This is a genomic window from Amycolatopsis sp. NPDC104863 (assembly GCF_055582965.1).
On record NZ_JBVJOW010000001.1, the window covers coordinates 1,768,115 to 1,789,391 of the forward strand.

General features: G+C 73.3%; 8 protein-coding genes. All 8 read right to left on the bottom strand.

The features are described 5' to 3' along the window. Positions 1-30 precede the first annotated feature (30 nt). From ACZ63J_RS07855 to ACZ63J_RS07890, 8 genes are read right to left on the bottom strand one after another with little or no spacing between them, the layout of a single operon-like run. Entirely contained in the window at positions 31-651 is a 621-nt protein-coding gene (locus tag ACZ63J_RS07855; RefSeq protein WP_465439356.1) for an NAD(P)H-dependent oxidoreductase, read from the bottom strand. Continuing rightward, positions 648-1,586, bottom strand: a complete 939-nt coding sequence (locus ACZ63J_RS07860) for a TauD/TfdA family dioxygenase (protein WP_465439358.1) — start codon at positions 1,584-1,586, stop codon at positions 648-650. The genes ACZ63J_RS07855 and ACZ63J_RS07860 overlap by 4 nt, the downstream gene beginning before the upstream one ends. After that, on the bottom strand, positions 1,583-2,845 hold the full coding sequence (locus ACZ63J_RS07865; RefSeq protein WP_465439360.1) for an ATP-grasp domain-containing protein: 1,263 nt from the start codon (positions 2,843-2,845) through the stop codon (positions 1,583-1,585). Before ACZ63J_RS07865 ends, ACZ63J_RS07860 begins: the two co-directional genes overlap by 4 nt. After that, on the bottom strand, positions 2,842-4,095 hold the full coding sequence (locus tag ACZ63J_RS07870) for an ATP-grasp domain-containing protein (RefSeq protein WP_465439362.1): 1,254 nt from the start codon (positions 4,093-4,095) through the stop codon (positions 2,842-2,844). Before ACZ63J_RS07870 ends, ACZ63J_RS07865 begins: the two co-directional genes overlap by 4 nt. Further along, positions 4,092-9,500, bottom strand: a complete 5,409-nt coding sequence (locus ACZ63J_RS07875; protein ID WP_465439364.1) for a non-ribosomal peptide synthetase/MFS transporter — start codon at positions 9,498-9,500, stop codon at positions 4,092-4,094. The genes ACZ63J_RS07870 and ACZ63J_RS07875 overlap by 4 nt, the downstream gene beginning before the upstream one ends. Next, positions 9,497-12,481, bottom strand: coding sequence for a non-ribosomal peptide synthetase (locus ACZ63J_RS07880; protein WP_465398559.1), 2,985 nt, complete (start codon positions 12,479-12,481; stop codon positions 9,497-9,499). The genes ACZ63J_RS07875 and ACZ63J_RS07880 overlap by 4 nt, the downstream gene beginning before the upstream one ends. Positions 12,482-12,492: 11 nt before the next feature. After that, complete coding sequence (locus ACZ63J_RS07885; protein WP_465398560.1) at positions 12,493-17,769, bottom strand: type I polyketide synthase; 5,277 nt, start codon at positions 17,767-17,769, stop codon at positions 12,493-12,495. Beyond that, on the bottom strand, positions 17,766-21,218 hold the full coding sequence (locus ACZ63J_RS07890) for an acyl carrier protein (RefSeq protein WP_465398561.1): 3,453 nt from the start codon (positions 21,216-21,218) through the stop codon (positions 17,766-17,768). The genes ACZ63J_RS07885 and ACZ63J_RS07890 overlap by 4 nt, the downstream gene beginning before the upstream one ends. Positions 21,219-21,277: the final 59 nt, after the last annotated feature.

Below are 21,277 nucleotides of genomic sequence, written 5' to 3' on the forward strand. Positions count from 1 at the left end.
AAGGACTTCACCGGAAGTGGCCGGAACCGGTCAGTGACCACCGAACAGGCGCGTCACCGCCGTTTCGACGTCGTCGAGCCACCCGGCGCGCTCCGGCTTCCCGGCGTCGGCCACCACCCGCAGCACGAGCCGCGTGATCTCCGGCTCGCCGAGGTAGGGCGCCAGGCAGCGCCGCCAGATCGCGTCGAGCGGGTCGCCGAACAGGGTCCGCTCGCGCTCCTCGGTCGTGTCGGAGGTGTTGACGACCAGCAGCCGCCGCAGGCTGAGCAACGACTCGGGCGCGCCGCCCGCGTCGTCGAGCCGGTAGGCGACGCCGGGGACGAGGATCCGGTCGAGCCAGCCGCTCAGGATGGCCGGCGGTTTGCCCCACCAGTTCGGGTGGACCGCGACGAGCCCGCCCGCGTCCCGCAGTTCCTCGCGGTGCCGCCGGACCAGGGGGTCCGGTTCGGCGGCGAGGAAGTCTTCCGCGCCGGTGCCGCTGGTGTAGGCCTCTTCCGCGGTCAGCACCGGGTCGAAGCCTTCGGCGTACAGATCGTGGAACCGCACGGGCACGTCGGCGCGGGTGAGCGTGTCGACGATCCGTTCGGCGAGCGCGTGGTTGAAGCTCCCCGGCCGGGGGTGGGCGAGCAGGACCACCACGGGAGCCGTCATCCGGTCATCGCCACGAGGATGCGCCGCTTGCCGGTGAACGGTTCGCGCCCGTGGGCCATCAGCATGTTGTTGATCACCATGATGTCCCCAGCCTGCCACGGGAACGCGTAGCTCACCTCGTCGTAGACCTCACGGATCTTCTCGAGGTCCGAGCCCGGGATCGGGCTGCCGTCGGCGAAGTGGGCATTGCGCGGCAGATCGGCTTCCGGGTACAGCTCCAGCAGCGCCTCGCTGACCTCTTCGCCGAGGCTCGAGACGTGGAAGAGGTTGGCCTGGTTGAACCACACGGGCTCGCCGGTGTGCGGCTCGGTGGTGAACGACGGCCGGACGTGCCGGGTGCGCAGCCCGTCTTCGGTCCACTCGAAGGTCTGGCCGTTGCGGGCGCAGTAGTCCTCGACGACCGCGCGGTCCTCGGTCTGGAAGGCCTCCTGCCAGGTCAGGCCGAGCCCTTCGCGGAACGCGCGGGTGTAGGTGACGCCGCCCGCGAACCGCTCCCGCAAGTCCTCCGGCAGCAGCCGGTACATCGCCCGGCTGTCCGCGATCGGCGTGGCCCCACCGGTCTCCGCCGCGGTGTCACACAGGAAGAACAGCCGCGCGGGCCAGCTCGCCGAGTAGGAGTTCTCGTTGTGCATCGGGATCGACTCGGCCGGCGGGTACTCCGTCGAGGTGTAGATGTTGCCGGCGACCGCCGAGCGCGGGGTCGACCGCTCGGTGTAGGTCAGCAGCGCCCCGCCGATCGTCTCGGTGACCTGGTTGAACAGGTCCAGGTCGGTGGGCAGCCCGCGCAGCAGGAGCGCGCCGTGGTCACGCAGGTGCGCTTGCAGCCGCGGCAGGTGCGCCTCGACCGACCCGAGGCCGGTAGCGTGGTGGACGGCGATCCGGGTGTGGGCGTTGCCTTCCAGCTGCTCCAGCGGCGCCGTGAGATCGGCGGTCATGACTCCTCCAGTTCGAATCGGACCAGCTTGGTGGCCTCGGTGTGCAGCGCGGCCAGGTCGTCGGCGTCGGCGAAGCCCGCGACGAGGACGTTGACCGCATAGATCTCCTGGTCGTCGGTGAGCACCTGGCCGGGCGAGACGATGGTGACGACTTCGAGGACCTCGGGCAGGTCGGCGACCTGGTCGGTGCCCTCGACGCGCACCAGGCGCCCGGCGCCCTCGGCGTAGACGACCAAGTAGCCGACGGGAACGGGCAGTCCGGCGCCGCGCGCGGGCGGCGGGGTGCCGAGCGCGAGCGAGACGGCTTCGGCAGTGACGTCGATGCCGGTGGCGAGCTTCAGCAGCGCGGGCTGCGCTCCCCCGGCGCACCGCCCGGCGTTCACCTCGACGACCACCGGGCCGCGGGTCGCGTCGTCGATCACCTCGACGTGCGCGACCGTGTTGTCCAGCCCCAGCGCGAGCACCGCGCCGGTCGCGGCGCGCTCGATCGGCACCGCCCGCTCGGGCCCCAGCCCGAACGGCGGGCAGACCATGGCGAGCTCGAACTTCCGGTCGTCGACCAGCGGTTTGCCGACCACCGTGACGGGCTCGGCGACGCCGTGGCGGACCAGGACGTCCACGGCGTACTCCGGGCCGTCGAGGAACCCCTCGACCAGGAACACGCGCAGCGGGTCGAGCCCTCCGGGCAGCAACCGGTGGTAACGCGCGTCCTCGGACTGCGGCAGCCGGGTGACCAGGAGTTCGTATGCCGCGGCCAGCTCATCCACTGTGGACACCGCGCGGACGAGTGTGCTCGCGGCGCCGTTGACCGGCTTGACGATCGCCGGCAGCCCAACCTGGGCGGCGATCTTCGCCGCGTCGGCCGGGTCGGTGAACAACGCGCACCGAGGGCCCGGCAGTCCGGCGTCGGCGAGCGCCTTACGGACGGCGAACTTGTTGTGCGCCAGGGTGAACACGGCCGCCGGGCAGCGCGCGACCCCGAGCAGCTCGGCGACGCGGGCGGTGCTCGCGATGATCCCTTCGGCGGCGGTGAGCACCGCGGCGGGTTCCCGGTCGCGGAGCGCGTCGGCGACCGCGCCGGCGTCCCGGACGTCGTCGACCACAACGAACCCGTCCACGAGCGCGGCCAGCTCCGCCCGCTCGGCGTCGTCGAGGGGCTCGGTGACCAGTTCGGCCCGGAAGCCCTCCCGGCGCACGGCCGCGACGACGTCGCCGATCCAGTGCCCGCGTGTCTCGCGGACGACGAAGGCGGTCTTCACGAGACCTCCAGGCGGACGAGCTTGCTCGCCTCCGCGTGCAGCGCCGCGAGGTCGTCGTGGTCGGTGAACCCGGCGACGACGAGGTTCACCGCGTACGTCTCCTGGTCGTCGGTGAGCACCTGACCCGGCGACACCGTGGTGACCACGTCGACCACCTCCGGCAGCGCCGCGAGCTCGTCGAGGCCGCCGACGCCGGTCAGCGTGCCCGAGCCGGACGCGTAGAGGATCAGCATTCCCAGCGGGATCGGCAGCTTCGCCGGTTCCCGCGCGGGCGAGGGCGCGCCGAGGGCCAGCGCCGTGAGCTCGGCGAAGACGTCGATGCCGGTGCGCAGCTTCGCCAGCAGCGGCATGATCGAGCCCGCCGGGCGCCCCGCGTTGACCTCGACGATCGTCGGGCCGCGCTCGGCGTCGTCGATCACCTCGACGTGGGCGACGGTGTTGTCCAGCCCCAGCGCGAGGACCGCGGCGGACGCGGCTTCGGTGATCAGCGCGGCGCGCTCGCCGGTGAGTCCCGCCGGCGGGCAGGACAGCACCAGCTCGAACTTGCGCTCGTCGATCAACGGCTTGTCGAGCAGCTCCACGGGCTCGGCGACGCCGTCCCGGACCAGCACGTCGACCGCGTACTCCGGGCCGTTCAAGAACCCTTCGACGAGGAAGGTCTTCGACGGGTCGAGCGACCCCAGCGGACGGTGGTAGCGCGGGTCCGGGGACTCGGGCAGCCGCGCGGCCAGCACCTCGTAGGCGGCCGCCAGCTCGTCCACAGTGGACACTGTACGGACGAGGTTGCTCCCGGCGCCGTTCACCGGCTTGACGATCGCCGGCAGACCGACCCGCTCCGCCACGTCCGCGGCCTCGGCGGCCGAGGAGATCACTGCGAACGCGGGCCCGGTCCCGCCGAGGGCCTCCCGGACGGCGAACTTGTTCGCGCACAGGGCGAACACCGAAGCCGGGCATCGGGCCACCCCGAGCAGCTCGGCGACCCGGGCGGTGCTCACGATCGCCCCGTCGGACCCGGTCAGCACAGCCACCGGGGCGCCGACGGCCGCGCGGATCGTCGCGGCGACGGCCTCGGGGTCGTAGACGTCGTCGATCGCCACGACGTCGTCGACGACCGCGGCCAGCGACGCGCGTTCGGCCGCGTCCACCGGCGGCGCGAGCAGCACCGCGCGGTGACCGGCCGCGTGCACCGCGGCGGCGACTTCGCCGACCCAGTGCCCGCGGGCCTCCCTGATCAGCACCACGACACTCACGCGGCCTCCTTCCCGGCGACGGCGAGCTTGCGCTCCCGCTCCTGCGCGCCGACCAGGTCGTCCGGCAGCGAGTCGGGCACCTCGGTGTCGAAGCGGCGCAGCAGCTTCACCGCGAACCCGCCGACGTTGACGAGCAGCAGGACCAGGGCGTAGACGACGTAGGCGAGCCCGACGCCGCGGCCTTCGCCGGTCCCGAGCACCGCGCCGACCGAGCCTTCGAGGGCGCCGCCGGGCGCGAGCAGCGGGGAGAACCAGCCGACGGCCAGGGGCGCCAGGACCGCGAACCCGATCGGCAGGGTCGACCAGGTGATCGTCTGGTTGATCGCGAACACCCGGCCGTGGAACCGCTGGGGCACCTTGACCTGCACGAGCGTCGCGTAGATGCCCTGCGACACGGCCATCGCCGCGGCCAGCAGGAACACGCCCGCCGCGACCACGACGAGCGACGGCCGCAGGCCCATCACCAGGCTGCCGACGGCGATGCCGACGTTGCCGACGAGCACCCCGACCATCCGCCGGTGCCGTGGGCCGCCCCACAACGCCATGCCGACCCCGCCGGCCACCGCGCCGAGCGCCTCGGCCAGCGCCACCTGCGCGACGTCGGTGACCGTGCCGAACGAGAGCACCAGCGGCGAGACGAGCACCAGCGCGGGCGCGAGGAAGACGTTGGCCAGCGCGAAGTACAGCAGCATCGTGCGGAAGCCGCGGTGGTTCCACGAGTACTTCAGCCCGCCCGCGATCGCCGTCAGCAGCGGCTCGCGCGGGCGCCAGCCGAGCAGGTCGGGGAACCGGACGAACAGCAGGCTGACGATGGCGAAGACGTAGCTCGCCATGTCGAGGACCAGGATGCCCGACAGCTGGATCGCGGCCAGCAGCCCGGCCGCGATCACCGGCATGAGCAGCTGCGCGAAGCCGTTGGACAGCTGGGCGAGGCCCATCGCGTGGCCGAGGTACTGCTTCGGGACGAGCTGCGCGACCGACGACTGGTAGGCGATCCGCTGCAGTGACCCCGCGACCGAGCCGAGCGGGATCAGCACGTACAGGAACCACAGCTGCAGGTTGCCCGCGGTCAGCAGCAACGCCAGCGCGAGCTGGATGACGCCGGCGATCGCGCTGGCCGCGATCATGATCTTCCGGCGGTCGCCGCGGTCGACGAGCGCGCCCGCCACCGGCAGGATCAGCACCCCGCACAGCAGGGCCAGGGCCCACAGCAGGCCGAGGTCGGTGACCGAGCCGGTCTTCGTGTAGAGCCAGATCGGCACGGCGAACGACGTCAGCGCCGAGCCGGTCGAGGAGACCAGCTGCCCGACCGTGACGGTGACGAACCGGGCCATGCTCGGTTTCACCGTGGGCTTCTCGTCCACTGTGGACGTGTGCGTGTCGTGCACCGCCCAGCCCGCGTCCTCGCCCTTCGCCGAGACGTGCAGCTCGCCGGGATCGTCCAGGACGGGGTGGACGCGGGTGAGGATTTCGGCCAGCTCGTCCGCACGGTAGCGGAGGAAGAAGTGCCCGGCCTGGTCCAGCACCACCAGCGCGGTGTGGTCGGTGAGGAACTCCCACTCGCGGTAGCGCTCGGCGTAGTAGTCGGTGACCGGGTCCTCCGAGCCGACCACCGAGATGATCGGCGCGCGCAGCTTGGCGACGCGGGCGTCGAGCAGGCCGCTGAAGTACTCCTCGGCGGCCCGGCTGTCGGCGCGCATGGTGCTGATGATCCGGTCGGCCTGGGCCGGGTCGAGGTCATCGGTGTCGACGCCCATGCCCTTGAGCCAGTTCGCGTAGTAGCGGTTGCTGCGCAGCTTCTCCAGCCGCGTGCGCAGCGTGCCGACCGCCCCCTTGATCCGCGCGAACGGGAAGATCGCGCCGATGTGGACGACTTCCAGCCGGCGTCCGCGCTCTTCGAGCCGGCGCGCGACCCCGACGGCGAGCGCGTTGCCGACCCCGCAGTGACCGTAGATGGCCAAACGGCCGTCGATCCGCTCGAGGACCTCGTCCGCGAGCCGCTCGACCAGTTCGTCGAACGGGACGGCTTCCTCGCTCAGGCCGACGTCGTGGCCGGGGATGGCCACCGAGAACAGCGAGTATCCGCCGGGCAGCGCGTCCGCCAGAGGCTGGTAGACGATCGCGCTGCCGCCGCCGTACGGGAAGCAGACGTAGGTCAGCGTCGGCTTCGCCACCGGTTTGGTCAGCTCGTAGAGCAGGTGCCCGGAGTCGTCGCGGTCCCTTTCCAGGAACGTCGCCAGCTCGCGGATCGTGCGGTGCTGGAACAGGTCCATCACCCCCGCCTGGTGCCCGGCCTTCGCGATCCGCGCGACGACCTGGGTGGCGAGCATCGAGTGGCCGCCGAGGTCGAAGAAGTCGTCGTCGACGCCCAGTTCGTCCACCTTGAGGACGTCCCGCCAGATGTCCGCGAGGAGGATCTCCACGGGCGTCGAAGGCGCGACGAGCTCCGTGCTCGTGTCCCGGCTCGCGACCGGCGCGGGCAGGGCCTTGCGGTCGAGCTTGCCGTTCGGGGTCAGCGGCAGCTCGCCGAGACTCACGAACGACGGCGGCACCATGTAGTCCGGCAGGGTCTGCTTCAGTGCTGTCCGGAGCGCCCCGGCCTCCGCGTCGCCGACGACGTACCCGACGAGCCGCTTGTCCCCCGGTGTGTCCTCACGGACGAGCACCACGGCGTCGCGGACACCGTCTTGCTCGCGCAACGCGGTCTCGATCTCGCCGAGTTCGATGCGCAGGCCGCGGAGCTTGACCTGGTGGTCGATGCGGCCGAGGAAGGCCAGGGTGCCGTCCGGCCGCCAGTGGGCGAGGTCGCCCGTGCGGTACATCCGTCCACTGTGGAACGGGTCCGGGACGAACTTCTCGGCCGTCAGCTCGGGCCGGTGGTGGTAGCCGAGCGCCAGGCCGGCGCCCGCGATGTGCAGCTCGCCGGGCACACCGACCGGACACGGCCGGCCGCGCCGGTCGAGGACGTAGATCCGGGTGTTGCGGATCGGCGCCCCGATCGGCACCGACGCGACTTCCGCCAGCGCTTCCGGTGTGCAGTGCCAGGCGGTGACGTCGATCGCGGCTTCGGTCGGGCCGTAGAGGTTGTGGAGTTCGCAGTGCGGCAGCCGAGCGGTGAACTCCCGGGCCGTGCCGAGCGGCAGCTCCTCACCGCTGCACACGACCCGCCGCAACGCCGGCACTCGGTCGACGCCCGGTTCGGCCAGGAACAGGCTCAGCATCGACGGCACGAAGTGCGCGGTGGTGATGCCCTCGGCGACCAGCAGCTCGCGCAGGTACGCCGCGTCCTTGTGGCCGCCCGGCTCGGCGAGCACCAGCCGCGCGCCGGTGGTGAGCGGCCAGAAGAACTCCCACACCGAGACGTCGAAGCTCGCCGGGGTCTTCTGCAGCACCGAGTCCGACGCGTCGAGGCTGTACGCGTCCTGCATCCAGTCCAGGCGGTTAACGATGCCGCGGTGCCCGTTCGGCACTCCCTTCGGCCGCCCGGTCGAGCCCGAGGTGTAGATGACGTACGCGGGATCGTCCGCGCCCGCCAGGGGTTCCGGGGGTGTGACCGGGCCGGTCAAGCCGTCGAGCACCACGACGGTCGCGTCCCCGGCCGGGAGGCTGTCGCGGAGGGCGGCCTGGGTCAGCACCACCGGCGCGGCCGCGTCGTCGAGCATGAACGCGAGCCGGTCCGCCGGGTACTCGGGGTCGAGCGGCACGTACGCGCCCCCCGCCTTCAGCACCCCGAGCAGGCCCACGACCAGCTCGAAGGAGCGGTTCGCGAAGACACCCACCAAGGTGCCCGGCCCGACACCCAGCTCACGCAGGTGGTGCGCCAGCCCGTTGGCCCGCTCGTCCAGGTCCCGGTAGGACAGCGACTCACCGCGGAACGTCAGCGCGGGCGCGTCCGGCGTGCGGGCGACCTGAGCTTCGACGAGCGCGTGCAAAGTGCCCGGCGGGATCTCGCCCGCCGTGGTGTTCCACTCGTTCAGCACCAGATCGCGGTGTGCGTCGCCGAGCAGGTCCAGTTCGGACACCGGGCGGGCCGGGTCGGCGACGATCGACCGCAGCAGCGTGACCAGCCGGTCGGCCATCCCGGCGACGGTTTCCGCGCCGAAGAGCGCGGTGTTGTGGACGAACTTGCCGATCAGCCCGGACTCGATCTCGATGGCGTGGAACTCGAAGTCGAACCGGGTCGAGGGCAGGTCCATCGGCAGCCAGCGGAAGTCCACTTCGGACTCCCCCGCCGCGTCCATCCGGCCCATCTCGTAGTTCTGCAGCGCGAACATGGCCTGGAACACCGGCGAGCGGCTGACGTCCCGCGGCACACCGAGGGCGTTGACCAGCCGTTCGAACGGGACGTCGGCGTGGTCGAACGCGTCGAGCACGTGCCGCCGGGTCCGCGCGAGCAGCTCGGTGAACGCCGGGTCGCCGTCGAGCCGGGCGCGCAGCGGCAGCATGTTGATGAACATGCCGACTACGCCTTCCAGCTCGGGCAGCCCGCGCCCGGCCGACGACGACCCGACCGCGAAGTCCTCCTGCCCGGAGTACCGGGACAGCAGCACCTGGTAGGCGGCGAGCAGGGTCATGAACAACGTGACGCCGTGCTCGCGGCTCAGCTCGCCGAGCGCGCGGGCGAGGTCCCGCTCGACGAAGAACTCGTGGATCGCGCCGTCGAACGTCTGGGTCGCCGGCCGCGGCCGGTCGGTGGGCAGTTCCAGCGGCTCGACGCCCCGCAGGGTCTCCTGCCAGTGGTCCAGCTGGCGGTCCAGCTCGGCGCCGGTCAGCGTCCGGCGCTGCCAGTGCGCGAAGTCGCCGTAGCCGATGGTCAGCTCGGGCAGCCCGGCCGCGGTGCCGTGGTAGTGCGCGGCGAGGTCGCGCAGCAGCAGGTCGACCGACCAGCCGTCCCCGACGATGTGGTGCGTGCAGACGGCGAGGACGTGCTCGGTCTCGGAGATCCGGGCCAGGGTGGCCCGCAGCAACGGTCCGGCGGCCAGGTCGAACGGCTCGGCCGCGGCGGCGTCCACTGCGGCCCGGGCCTCCGCTTCCCCCGCCACGTCCACAATGGACAACGGAACCGAGACGGTCGGTTCCAGGTGGACGGCCGGTTGACCGTCCTCGCCCGCCGGGAACCGCGTCCGCAGTGCCTCGTGCCGCGCCGGGAGGGCGTCCAGCGCGGCTTGCAGCCGGTCGACGTCCAGCTCGCCGGTGAGACGGATCGGCACCGGGATGGTGTAGGACGTCGTCCCGGGCGCGAACTGTTCCATGAACCAGACGCGTTCCTGCTGGTAGGACAGCGGGACGGGGTCGCCGTCCGGGCGCCGGGTGATGGTCGCGGCCGGTTCGGCCCGCCGGCGCAGCCGCCGTTCCAGCAGGGCGCGGCGCGCGGCCGCGCTGCTGGTCTCGTCGATCGTCGTCACGCCTGCCCGCCTTCGGCCAGCTGGGCCCGGACCTCTTCGTCGCTGAGCTGGTCGAGGTCCTCGGCCAGCCGCCGTTCGACCTCGGCCGCGAGCCCGGCGACCGTGGTGAACGAGAACAGGCCGCGCACCGGGAGGTCGACCCCGACCTGCTTGCGGATGCGGGCCATCGCGCGGATCGCCAGCAGCGAGTTGCCGCCGTGGGCGAAGAAGTCATCGTGCACACCCAGCTTCTCGACCCCGAGGAGTTCACCGAGCACCTCGGCGACCAGCTCTTCGGCCGCGGTGCCCGGCGCGACGTATTCCGTCTCGCCGCCCAGCCCCGGATCGGGCAGCGCGGCCCGGTCGAGCTTCCCGCTGGCCGCCACCGGCAGGGCGTCCAGGGTGACGAAGACCGTGGGCACCAGGTAGTCCGGCAACGTCGTCCGCAGCGCTTCGGCCGCGCCGTCGGCGTTCCCGACGACGTACCCGACCAGGGTGCCCTCGCGGACGGCCACCGCGGCGTCGCGGATGTCCGGAAGGTCGCGCAACGCGGCTTCGACCTCACCGGGCTCGATCCGGTAGCCGCGCAGCTTGACCTGCTCGTCGGTGCGGCCGAGGTACTCGAGTGTCCCGTCACGACGCCAGCGAGCGAGGTCACCGGTGCGGTACAGCCGGCCGAACGGGCCTTCGGGGAAGCGTTCGGCGGTCAGCTCGGGCAGGCCGAGGTAACCGTCGGCGAGCTGCGGCCCGCCCAGGTGCAGCTGGCCCGCGACACCGGGCGGGACCGGCCGGAGCCGGTCGTCGAGGACGTAGACGCGAGTGCCGGGCACCGGGCGGCCGATCGGCACCGGCCCGTCGACCGGACCGGACAGCCGGTGGATGACACAGCCGACGGTCGCCTCGGTCGGGCCGTACTCGTTGGTGACGGTGCTCCCGGAGAACGGCCGCACGGCCTCGCCGAAGAGCGCTTCACCGCCGAGCACCAGGTCACCGGTCGGATAGGACTCCTCTGGAAGCACGGCCAGATGGGTCGGGGTCGCCTTGACGAAGTCGGGCCGACCGGTGTCCACAATGGAACCACCCGCGACGAGCGGGCCCAGCAGGGTCGTCACGGTCAGGTCGAACGACGCCGACGTGTGCAGCAGCGCACGTCCTGCCAGGCTCGGGTACGCCTCGCACGCCCAGCCCAGGTAGGTGGCGAGCGCGCGGTGTCCGATCTGGACGCCCTTCGGCCGTCCGGTCGAGCCGGACGTGTAGATCACGTAGGCGATGTCGTCCGGACCGGGCTGGGGCGGGTTCTCCGGCGAGGACCCGGCCCACACCGCCGGATCACCCAGGTCCAGAGCCTCCGCGTCGAGCGTCACACCGCTCGTGAGCACCACGCGGGCGTCCGCGTCAGCCAGGATCAACGCCTGCCGCTTGCCCGGGTTGGCTGGGTCGAGCGGAACGTAGGTGGCGCCGCTCTTGAGCGCCCCCACGATGCCCACGACCAGGTCGGCCGAGTTCGGCGCGCACACCCCGACCACCCCGCCGCGGCCGAGCCGGTGCGCGACGCGGTTGGCCCGGGTGTTCAGCTCGGCGTAGCTGAGCCGCACCCCGCCCAGGTCGACCGCGACGGCGTCCGGCGTCCGTGTCACCTGTTCTTCGAACCGGGCGACGACCAGCGGAGCGTCCTCAGTGGACGTGCCGCTCCACTCCTCGAGGACCTGGACCCGCTCGGCGTCCGACAGCAGCGGCAGGTCCGCCACGGCCACCTCGGGGTTGTCGACGGCGGCGGTCAGCAGGCGGAGGAACCGGTCCACCATGGACTCCGCGGTGGCCCGGTCGAACAGGTCCGTCCGGTAGAGCAGCCGCCCGCCGGTCGCGGTCAGGTCGATCGCGACGTCGTCCTTAGCCGTCGAGTACCGGACCGGCTCGATGCCCGAGTCGGGGATGAAGTTGAACCCGAGCTGGTAGAGCGCCTGCACACCCCCGTCCCGCTCCGCGCGCACCTCCTCGGCGACCAGCTGGAACGGCACCCGGCCGTGCTCGATCGCGTCCAGCACCGCGGTGCGGACCCGGCCGACCAGGTCGGCGAACGCCGGCTCGCCCCCGCAGTCCACCCGGATGGCGAGCTGGTTGACGAACATCCCGATCAGCGGCGCCAGCCCGGGCAGATCCCGCCCGGCGACCGGCACCCCGACCACCACATCGTCCGAACCGGACAGTCGGGCCAGCAGCGCGACGTACCCGGCGAGCAGCACCATGAACGGCGACGCCGAGAGCCCGCGGCCGACCTCGCCGACCCGGGCCGGCAGCCCGTCGGGCAGGGTGAAGTCGACCTGGTCCCCGGCAAAACCGAACTCGGCGGGCCGCGGCCGGTCGGTCGGCAGGCTGTGCACCGGCGGGAGCCCGGCCAGCCGCTCGCGCCAGTAGTCCAGCTGGGCACGCAGGAGGGGCAGCTGACCCCGCTGCCAGGCCGAGTAGTCGGCGTACTGGATGGCGAGCTCGGGCAGCTTCGGCAGCCGTCCTTCGACGGCGGCATTGCAGGCCTCGTTCAGCTCGCCGGCCAGGACCAGCACCGAGCCGGCGTCGAACACCGCGTGGTGCACCACAAAAGTGAGCACCCAGCCGGCGTCGGCGAGCCGGCACAGCTGGGCCCGCCACGGCGGCGCGCCGTCGAGCGGGATCGGGCGCCGGGCGACCTCCTCGGCCAGCTCCGCGGCCCGCCGGTCCGCGTCCGGGACCGTCCGCAGGTCGTGCACCTCCGGCTCGATCGGCACGGCGGCGTGCACGATCTGGACCAGCTCACCACCGTCCATCCGGAACGCCGTGCGCAGTGCCTCGTGGCGCCCAACGACCACGCCTATCGCGGCCCGCCACTGCCCTTCGGTGAGCGGCAGGTCCTGCCGCACCTGGCAGGGCAGGTTGTACACCGGGGACGCCGGGTCGAGCTGGTTCGACAGCCAGATCCGCTCCTGCCCGAACGAGGCGGGGAACGTCCATTCCTTCTTCTCGGTCATGGTCTCCTGCTTCAGCGCTCGAGCTTGGGGATGGCGGCCGGGGTGGGTTCGGCGGCGGGTGCGGCGCCGGCGCGCAGCTCCTCGATCCGCTCGACCAGGGCGGCCACCGTGGAGGATTCGAACAGCGTCTTCATCGCCAGCCGCGCGCCGGTGGTCTTGCGGACCTGCGCGATCAGCTGGATGGCGACGAGCGAGTTGCCGCCGAGGGCGAAGAAGTCGTCGTGGATGCCGATGCGCTCGACACCGAGGACTTCGGCCCACTGCCGGGCGATCTCCGCTTCGAGGTCCGTGCGCGGGGCGACGTAGTCGTCCTCGGACTGCGGCACGACCGGCTCGGCGACGTCGGTCTCTTCCAGCGACTCCGCGGTCACCCGGCGGGCGAACAGCTCCCGCACCGGGCGGGTGCTGATCACGACCTGGCCGCCGAGCCCGGGCGTCAGCGCCCGCAGGAACGCTTCGGCGCCGTCAACCGGCCGGATCCCGGCCGAGTCCACAGTGGACTTCGCCGCGGCCGCCGTGAGCCCGCCGCTGACCGCGCCTTCGTCCACCTGGCGCAGCACGAAGTCCTCGATCTCGACCAGCACCCGGCCGTCGTCGCCGCACAGGGTCAGGTCCGCGGCGATCACCTGGTCACCGCCGCCGTCGCGGTACCGCAGGTGGCTGTGGAAGCTCGCCGGCAGAACGTCGTGCACCACCACCCGGCCGTAGCTCATCGGCAGGTAGGTGCCGCTCCCCCGGCCGCGGCCGAACGCCGTCGCGACGTCGAGCAACGCCGGGTGCAGCCCCCAGCCGGTGTCGAAGACCGGCGCGACGAGCGATGCCAGTTCTTCGTGCGCGCCGACGTGGTGGGTGCGCAGTGCGGCCCAGCGCGGGCCGAAGGTGACCATGCTGGTCCGGCCGGTGCCGAAGGCGTTGCCGTCGTCGAGCACGCTCGTCCGGGCACGCACGGCGTTGAGGTCCACAGTGGACATCACCGCGGCCGGGACCCAGCCCGCGGAGCCGCGGACGTGCACCTTGGTCACCCCGGCCGCGCGGCTGGTCACCGTGAAGCCGTCACCGTCGAAGCCGACCCGGTACTCCGCGACCGTGCCCTCGGGCATCGAGAACGGCTCCAGGAAGGCGACGTCGCGCAGTTCGACGACGTGGCCGTCGGCCGGTTTCGGCAGCGTCGCCTCGACCGCGGCGCGGACGGTCTCCAGGTGTCCCGTGCCCGGCACGACCGGGACCCCGGCGATCCGGTGCTCGTCGAGCAGCCAGTGCCCGGCCGCCGACACCAGCCCGTGGCAGCCGTCGCCCGTGCGGGTGGTCAGCACCGGGTGGGTGACCGGGCCGTCCGCCCGGGTGCGGGTGGAGCGGATCGCGGTCGGCGCGGCGACCTCGGCGGCCATGCCGACCTCGTCCCAGCCGCCCCAGTCGTGCGCGACGACCCGGGCCCGCCAGCCGTGGTCACCGCGGGCGTAGGCGTCGAGGAAGTTGTTGGCCGCGCAGTAGTCGACCTGCCCGAAGTCGCCGGAGACCGCGGTGACCGAGGAGCACAGCGCGACGAAGTCCATCGGCCGGTCGGCGAACACCTCGGCCAGCGCCAGGGTGCCCGCGATCTTCGGGGCGAGCACCGCTTCGGCGGCCGCCCGCTCCTTGACCTCCGCGACCCCGCCGCCAGGCAGCCCGGCCGCGTGCACGATGCCGTCCAGCCCGCCGAACTCGCGCTCGGCCAGCTCGCGGACCTCCCGCAGCCGTGCCGGGTCGGTGACGTCGGCGGCGAGCACGTGCACCACCGCGCCGGCGGCCTCCATCCGCCGGATCGCGAGCATCGCGCGCCCGGCCCGGTCGGCGCCGCCGGACGCGGCCAGGTGGGCGTCCCACTTCTCCCGCGGCGGGAGACCACCGCGGGTCAGCAGGATCAGCTTCGCCCGGACGCGCAGGGCGAAGTCCTCGGCCAGGGTGACGCCGATGCCGCCGGTCCCCCCGGTGATGAGGTACCGGCCGCCGTCCCGCAGCACCGGTGTTGCCACTTCCGGAACCGTGAGCTGCGTGTGCTCGAGGACCCAGCGGCGGCCGGCGCTCAGCGCCACCTCGGCCGGGGCGTCCGCCGGGGCGAACAGCTCGGTGACGACCTCGGCGGACACGGCGCTCGTGTCGATCCGCCGGACCACCGTGCCGGGGACCTCCAGCGGCAGCACCCGCGCGATGCCCGCGAGCGTCGTGTGCTCGGGCCGGGTCAGGCCGGTGCCGGTGACGTCGGCGGTCCCGCTGCTCAGCAGGTCGATCCGCACCGGCTCACCCCAGGCCTGGACCAGGGTGAGGACGCTGAAGAACCCACGGTCCTGGGCGGCCATGCCGGTCTCGGCGCCGCCGAGCGTCCACGCGTGCACGATCCGCTCCGGCCGGACGCCGAGCGCGGTGACCAGGGCGTCGTAGTCTTCACGGACCCCGGGCCGGACGGTGAAGCCGGTTCCGGTGACGGTGAACTCCGCGCCCGGCCGGACCTCGGTGACCACAACCCCGGCGTCCCGCAGCAGGCCGGGCAGCACGTCGTCGTCGACAAACGCGAGGCACGACCCGAACGGCTCGCGCCGCAGCTCCGGACCGGCCTGGCGCCACGACGGCACGGCGAACCACTCGTCGAGGGGCGACGGCCCGCTGGGCCGCACCGGCTCGACAGCCGCGTCCGCCGGGTCGGGGTCGACCCAGAACCGCTTGCGTGCGTAGGGATACCCCGGCAGTGGCACCCGCGAGCCGGGCGCCAGGGAGTCCACGGCAATGCCGTGTGTCCACAAGAGACCGGCCGCCGCGTACAGCGTTTCGACGTCACCCTCCCGCTCGGTGCGTCCCGGCAGGCTCGGCTGCGGCGCGGGCAGGCCCTTCGGCACCTGGCCGCGGGCCAGCCCGGCCAGCTGGTGGCCCGGGCCGCACTCGACGAGCGCCCACCGCTCGCCGCCGGCGAACAGCGTCCGCACGCAGTCGCCGAACCGGACCGCCTGCCGCAGGTGCGCGGCCCAGTACCCCGGGTCGGTGGCCTGGGCGTCGGTGATCCAGTCCCCGGTGAGGTTCGACAGGAACGGCAGAGTGGGCGCCGACCGCGGCACCGCGGCGACGGCTTCGGTGAACTCGGCCAGGATCGGGTCCATCATCGGCGAGTGGAACGCGTGCGACGTCACCAGCTCACGACACTGGACGTCAGTCGCCTTGAGCAGCGCGGCGAAGTCAGCCACGGCGTCCGCCGGCCCGGCGACCACGCAGGTGCCCGGCCCGTTGACCCCGGCGATCGCGAGCCCCTCGGGCAGCCGCTTCGCGACCGCCTCTTCGTCGAGCTGGACCGCGAGCATCGCCCCGGCGGGCATCGCCTGCATCAGCTCACCGCGCCGGACGACCAGCCGCAGCGCGTCGGCCAGGCCGAACACCCCGGCCACGGTCGCCGCGACGTACTCCCCGACGGAGTGCCCGATCATCGCGCCCGGCCGCACACCCCAGCTCTGCCACAGCTTCGCCAGCGCGTACTCGACGACGAACAGCGCGGGCTGGGTGAACCGCGTCTCCCGCAACGCGGCGTCCCCGCCGCGGTCGAAGATCAGCTCCTTCAGGCCCGGCACCCCGGCGAGCTCGCAGCACTCGTCGACGGCCGCGGTGAACACCGGCTCGGAGCGGTACAGCTCGGCGCCCATCCCCGCGTACTGCGAACCCTGCCCGGAGAACAGGAACGCCACCTTGAGCTCATCAGCTTGCGCCGTGCCCAGACGGCGTGCGTCGCGCAGGCCGTCGACCGCGTCCTCCGGATCCCGGACGACGACGGCCGCGCGGTGCGGGTACTCGGTGCGGCCGGCCGCGAGGGTGTGCGCGACGTCGGCCAGGTCGAGGTCGACGTCCCCGGCCAGCCGGTCGGCGAGCCGCTCGACCGCGGCGGACAACGTTTCCCCGGTCTTGGCGGAGACACGCAGCAGGTGCGCCGGGTGCGGGCGGCGGGTGCGCTGCGGCGCCGGGGCCTCCTCCAGCACGACGTGCGCGTTGGTCCCGCCGACCCCGAACGAGCTGACGCCGGCCCGCCGCGGGTTCTGGGCCGCCTCCCACTTCGTCACCGTCCGCGCGGGGTAGAACGGGCTGCGCGGGAAGTCGATGCCCGGGTTGGGCTCGTCGTAGTTGATCGTCGGCGGGATGAGCCCGTGTTCCATCATCAGCACGGTCTTGATCAGCGCGACGACGCCGGCGGCCTGGGACAGGTGGCCGATGTTCGACTTCACCGAGCCGAGGGCGCACCAGCCGGTGTCCGGCACGCCGTGGCCGTACACAGTGGACAGTGCGGTGACCTCGATCGGGTCGCCCAGCGCGGTCCCGGTGCCGTGCGCCTCGACGTAGCCGATGGTGCGCGGGTCGACCCCGGCCATGCCGACCGCCTGCGCGATCGCCTCGGTCTGCCCGGCGACGCTCGGCGCCGAGAAGCCGACCTTCGTGGCGCCGTCGTTGTTGATCGCGTTGCCCAGCACCACGCCCCGGATGTGGTCGCCGTCCTCGAGCGCCTGCGCCAGCCGCTTGACCAGCACCACGCCGACCCCGCTGCTCCACACCGTGCCGTTGGCGCCGGCGTCGAACGCGCGGACGTGCCCGTCCGGCGAGGTGAAGCCCTCGACGCCCATGTACCCGATGCCGTGCGGCATCTCCAGGTTCACGCCGCCGGCCAGCGCCATGTCGCACTCGCCGTTGCGCAGCGCTTCGCACGCCAGGTGCACCGCGACCAGCGACGTCGAGCACGCCGTGTGCAGCGCCAGGCTCGGGCCGCGCAGGTTCAGCTTGTAGGACACCGATGTCGTCAGGTAGCTCGGCTGGTTGCCGGTCGACATCCCGATGCCGCCGTGCTGCGACGCCATCACACGCTTGTTGCGCAGCAGGTTCTCGATCAGGTAGCCGGTCCGCCCGGTGCCGCCGTAGACGCCGATCGCGCCGCGGTAGCGGGCCGGGTCGTACCCGCCGTCGGTCAGCGCCGAGTGGCAGGCTTCGAGGAACACGCGGTGCTGCGGGTCGGTGATCTCGGCTTCACGGCTGGTCATGCCGAACAGCTCGGCGTCGAACTCGTCGAAGCCGTCGACCACCGTGGTCGCGTTGACCCAGCTCGGATCGTCCAAAGTGGCCGGGTCGGCGCCGCGGGCCAGCAGCTCCTCGCGGCCGGCCGGCCTGATGGACTCGACACCGTCGACGAGGTTGCGCCAGAACTGCCGGAGGTCACCGGCGCCCGGCACACGGGCGGCCATCCCGACGATGGCGATCGGCTCGGCGCCGGGTTCGGGGTCGTGGGTCACTGGGCTGGCTCCTGTTCCTGGCCGGTCGTGCCGGCACTGCGGCGGGGTCTTCTGGACGGCGTGCGTCCCCGGCGGGCGGCGACACGCTCGGCGGCGCGGGCCAGTTCGGGGCTGGTCCCGGGCCGGGCGTGCAGGTAGGCCGCCAGGGCGCGGACGGTGGGGTGGCTGAACAGCTCGACGACCGGGATCCGGCGACCGAGCCGGTCGATGAGCAGCGCGTGCACCTTCATCAGGGCGAGCGAATGGCCGCCGACGTCGAAGAAGTTGTCGGTGACACCCACACTTCCGACGCCGAGCACCTCCCGCCAGGCCTGCGCGATCACCGCCTCGGCGGCGGCGAGCACGGCGACGTCGGTGACCTCCGGAGCGGGCGCCGGCCGCGCGCGGGTCATCGCGTCCGGCGCGGCCGTGCGCACCGAGGGCCGCGGGGTCGCGGGCAGGCAGGTCCCGACCGGCCGGTCCGGCGCGGCGGCCAGCCCGGCGAGCAGGTCCGCGTAGTCCGCGGCGAGCGCGGTCATCCGGGCGGCGTCGAACAGGTCGGGGTTGTAGAGCAGCTCGACGCCGTCACCGAGGACGTAGACGGTCAGGTCGAACGGCGAGCCCGGCTTCTCGACGGGCAGCCAGCCGGCCCGCACGCCGGGCAGGTCCAGGCGCGGCTCGGTGAAGTTCAGGATGTTCACCATCACCTGCACCAGCGGGGCTTGCGCGGGGTCGCGGCCGACACCCAGCGCCTCCACCAGCTTCTCGAGAGACGCCGCCGGGTGCGCGGTCGCGGCCAGCAGCTCGGCCCCGCCGCGCCGGGCGTGCGTGGCGAAGTCCGCGTTGTCGTCCGCCCGCAACCGCACCGGCAGGATGTCCACGAAGAACCCGGCGAGGTGCTGGGTCTCGGGCAGCTGCCGATCGGCGACGACCGTGGCGACCAGGTGGTCGTCCCCGCCGGTGAGCCGGTGCAGCAGCTGCCCGAACGCCGCCAGCAGCACCCCGGCCCGGGTGGTCCCGGTGCGCGCGGCGAGATCCCGGACGGCGTCGGCGGCTCCGTCCGGAAACGCCTGGTGCACACTCGCGCCACGGTAGGTCTGCACGGCGGGACGCGGCCGGTCCCGCGGAAGGTCCACTGTGGACGGCGCACCGGCCAGGTGCTCGGTCCACCAGGCGAGGTCCACGGCTTCCCGGCGGCCGTCCCGGTCCGCACGCCACGCCGCGTAGTCCGCATAGGACGCCGGGAGCGGCGGCAGTTCCTCGCCGCGGTAGGCAGCCGCGAGATCGGCGCAGAGCAGCTCCTGCGACCAGCCGTCGAACACGGCGTGGTGCAGAGTCAAGCCGAGGACGTGGTCGTCCGGGCCGAGCTGGTAGAGCCGGACCCGCCACGGCGGCTCGCGCTCGAGGTGAAGCGGTGTCGCCGCGTCGACGGCCAGCCGGTCGGCGAGGAACGGCTCGATCAGGCTGGTCATCGGCACGGGAACGTCGTCGACCGGCAGGCAGTCGGCCCGCGGGACACCGTCGACCGGGCGGATCCGCCAGCGCAGCACGTCGTGCCGTTCGGCGACCGCCCGCAACGCCGTCCGCAGCGCGCCGACGTCCAGCGGGCCGGACAGCCGGAACGCCATGGTGATGTTGTACGGCGCGGCGTCGGGGGCGAGCTGGTCGAGGAACCACAGCCGACGCTGCGGAGGGGACAACGCGGGCGCGTGCCCGGTGGTCAGGCCGGGCCCGGTGAGCGGGGCGGCCGCGGCCACCCGCCGTTCGAGCCCGGTGAGGGTCCGCCCGGCGAAGACGTCCTCGACGGAGACGTCGGCGGCCAGCTCCGAGCGCAGGGCCGCGACCAGGCGCATCGCGGCGATCGAGTCGCCGCCGGCCAGGAGGAAGTCGGGTCCGGCGGCCGCGCCGAGCACCTGCCGCCACACCCGGGCCACGGGAGACGCGGATTCGGGCGCGACCTCGACCGGGGTGTCCGCGAGGGCGCGCAGCGCGGGCCGGTCGACCTTGCCGGTGACGGTGTTGACCGGCAGCGTGGCGAACCGCCGGATCACCGCCGGGCGCATCGCCTCGGTGAGCCGGTCCCCTGCGTGCGCGCGGATGTCCTCATCGGACGGTGCCGACGCCGGGGCGAGGAACGCCACCAGCCGGGTGCCGCCGGGGCCGGGCACGGCTTCGACCGTGACGGCGTCGACCCCCGGGTGTGTGGCGAGCGCGGCTTCGACCTCGCCCAGCTCGATCCGCTGCCCGCGGACCTTGACCTGCCGGTCGGCCCGCCCGGCGAACTCGAGCCGGCCGTCCGGCCGCAGCCGGGCCAGGTCGCCGGTGCGGTAGGCCCGCTCCCCCGGCTCGTGCGGGTCGTCGACGAACTTCCGCGCGGTCAGCTCCGGGCTGCCGAGGTAGCCGGCGGCCACGCCGGGGCCGCCGATGAGCAGCTCGCCGATCTCACCCGGCGGCACCGGCCGCAGGTGGTCGTCGACGACGTGCGCGCGGTGGTTCGGCGTCGGGGTGCCGAGCGGCAGCGGGTCGGCCGGCAGCCCGGTCACCTCGTCGGTGACCACCACGACCGTCGTCTCGGTCGGGCCGTAGACGTTGAAGAACCGGCGGCCGGGCAGCCAGCGGGCGGCCAGCTCGGCGGGCACCGGCTCACCGCCGCAGGCGACGATCCGCCAGCCGGGCACGTCCGCCGGGTCGAGCAGCGACAGCAACGTCGGTGTGATGAACCCCCAGTCGACGTCGTGCTCGACGACGAAACTGCGCAGCCGTTCCGGGTCGGCCCGGTCGGCCGAGCCGGCCAGCTGCACGGACCCGCCGACGGCCAGCGGCACGAAGACGTCCATCGTGAAGGCGTCGAACCCGAGCGAAGAAATGCCGAGCACCCGCGTGCCCGGGCCGACCCCGAGCCGGTCCGCGAACCCGGTGACGAACGCGACGACGTTGCGGTGGCTGGTCAGCACGCCCTTCGGCCGGCCGGTCGAGCCGGACGTGTAGAGCACGTGCGCGGTGTTCTCCGGACCGGCCGGGCAGCTGCCGGGTGCCGCGGGCGGCGGGACGTCGAGCGCCTCGATCCCTGCCACCGCCCCGAATTCGGCGACGGCGGCGTCCCCGATCACGAGCGAGACCCCGGCGTCGGCGGTGATCGTGGTCAGCCGGGCCCGCGGGCCGCCCGGGTCGAGCGGGACGTAACAGCCGCCGGCCAGCAGCACCCCGAGCACGGTGGGCACCAGCGCGGGCCGCCGGTGCGCGCACACCCCGACCCGGGTTTCCGGGCCGGCGCCACGCTCGCGCAGGGCCGCCGCCACACCCCAGGCCGCGGCGACGAGCTCAGCGTAGGTGAGCCGGCTTTCGCCCTGCCGGACGGCGAGCGCGTCCGGCGTCCGTGCGGCCTGCGCCAGGACCAGGCCGGCGACCGTGGTGTCCGGACAGGACAGTGACGGGCCGTGGATGCCCGCGAAGGGCAGCGTGTCGGTCACGGTGAACTCCCCAGTTCGGTGTGCGGCCCGGGACCGCGGTGGCGGCCGGGCGGTGAAGG

Excerpts from the sequence above, each read along its gene's own strand:
- ACZ63J_RS07860 (WP_465439358.1), bottom strand. The coding sequence starts at position 1,586 with ATGACCGCCGATCTCACGGCGCCGCTGGAGCAGCTGGAAGGCAACGCC.
- ACZ63J_RS07855 (WP_465439356.1), bottom strand. The coding sequence starts at position 651 with ATGACGGCTCCCGTGGTGGTCCTGCTCGCCCACCCCCGGCCGGGGAGC.
- ACZ63J_RS07880 (WP_465398559.1), bottom strand. The coding sequence starts at position 12,481 with ATGACCGAGAAGAAGGAATGGACGTTCCCCGCCTCGTTCGGGCAGGAG.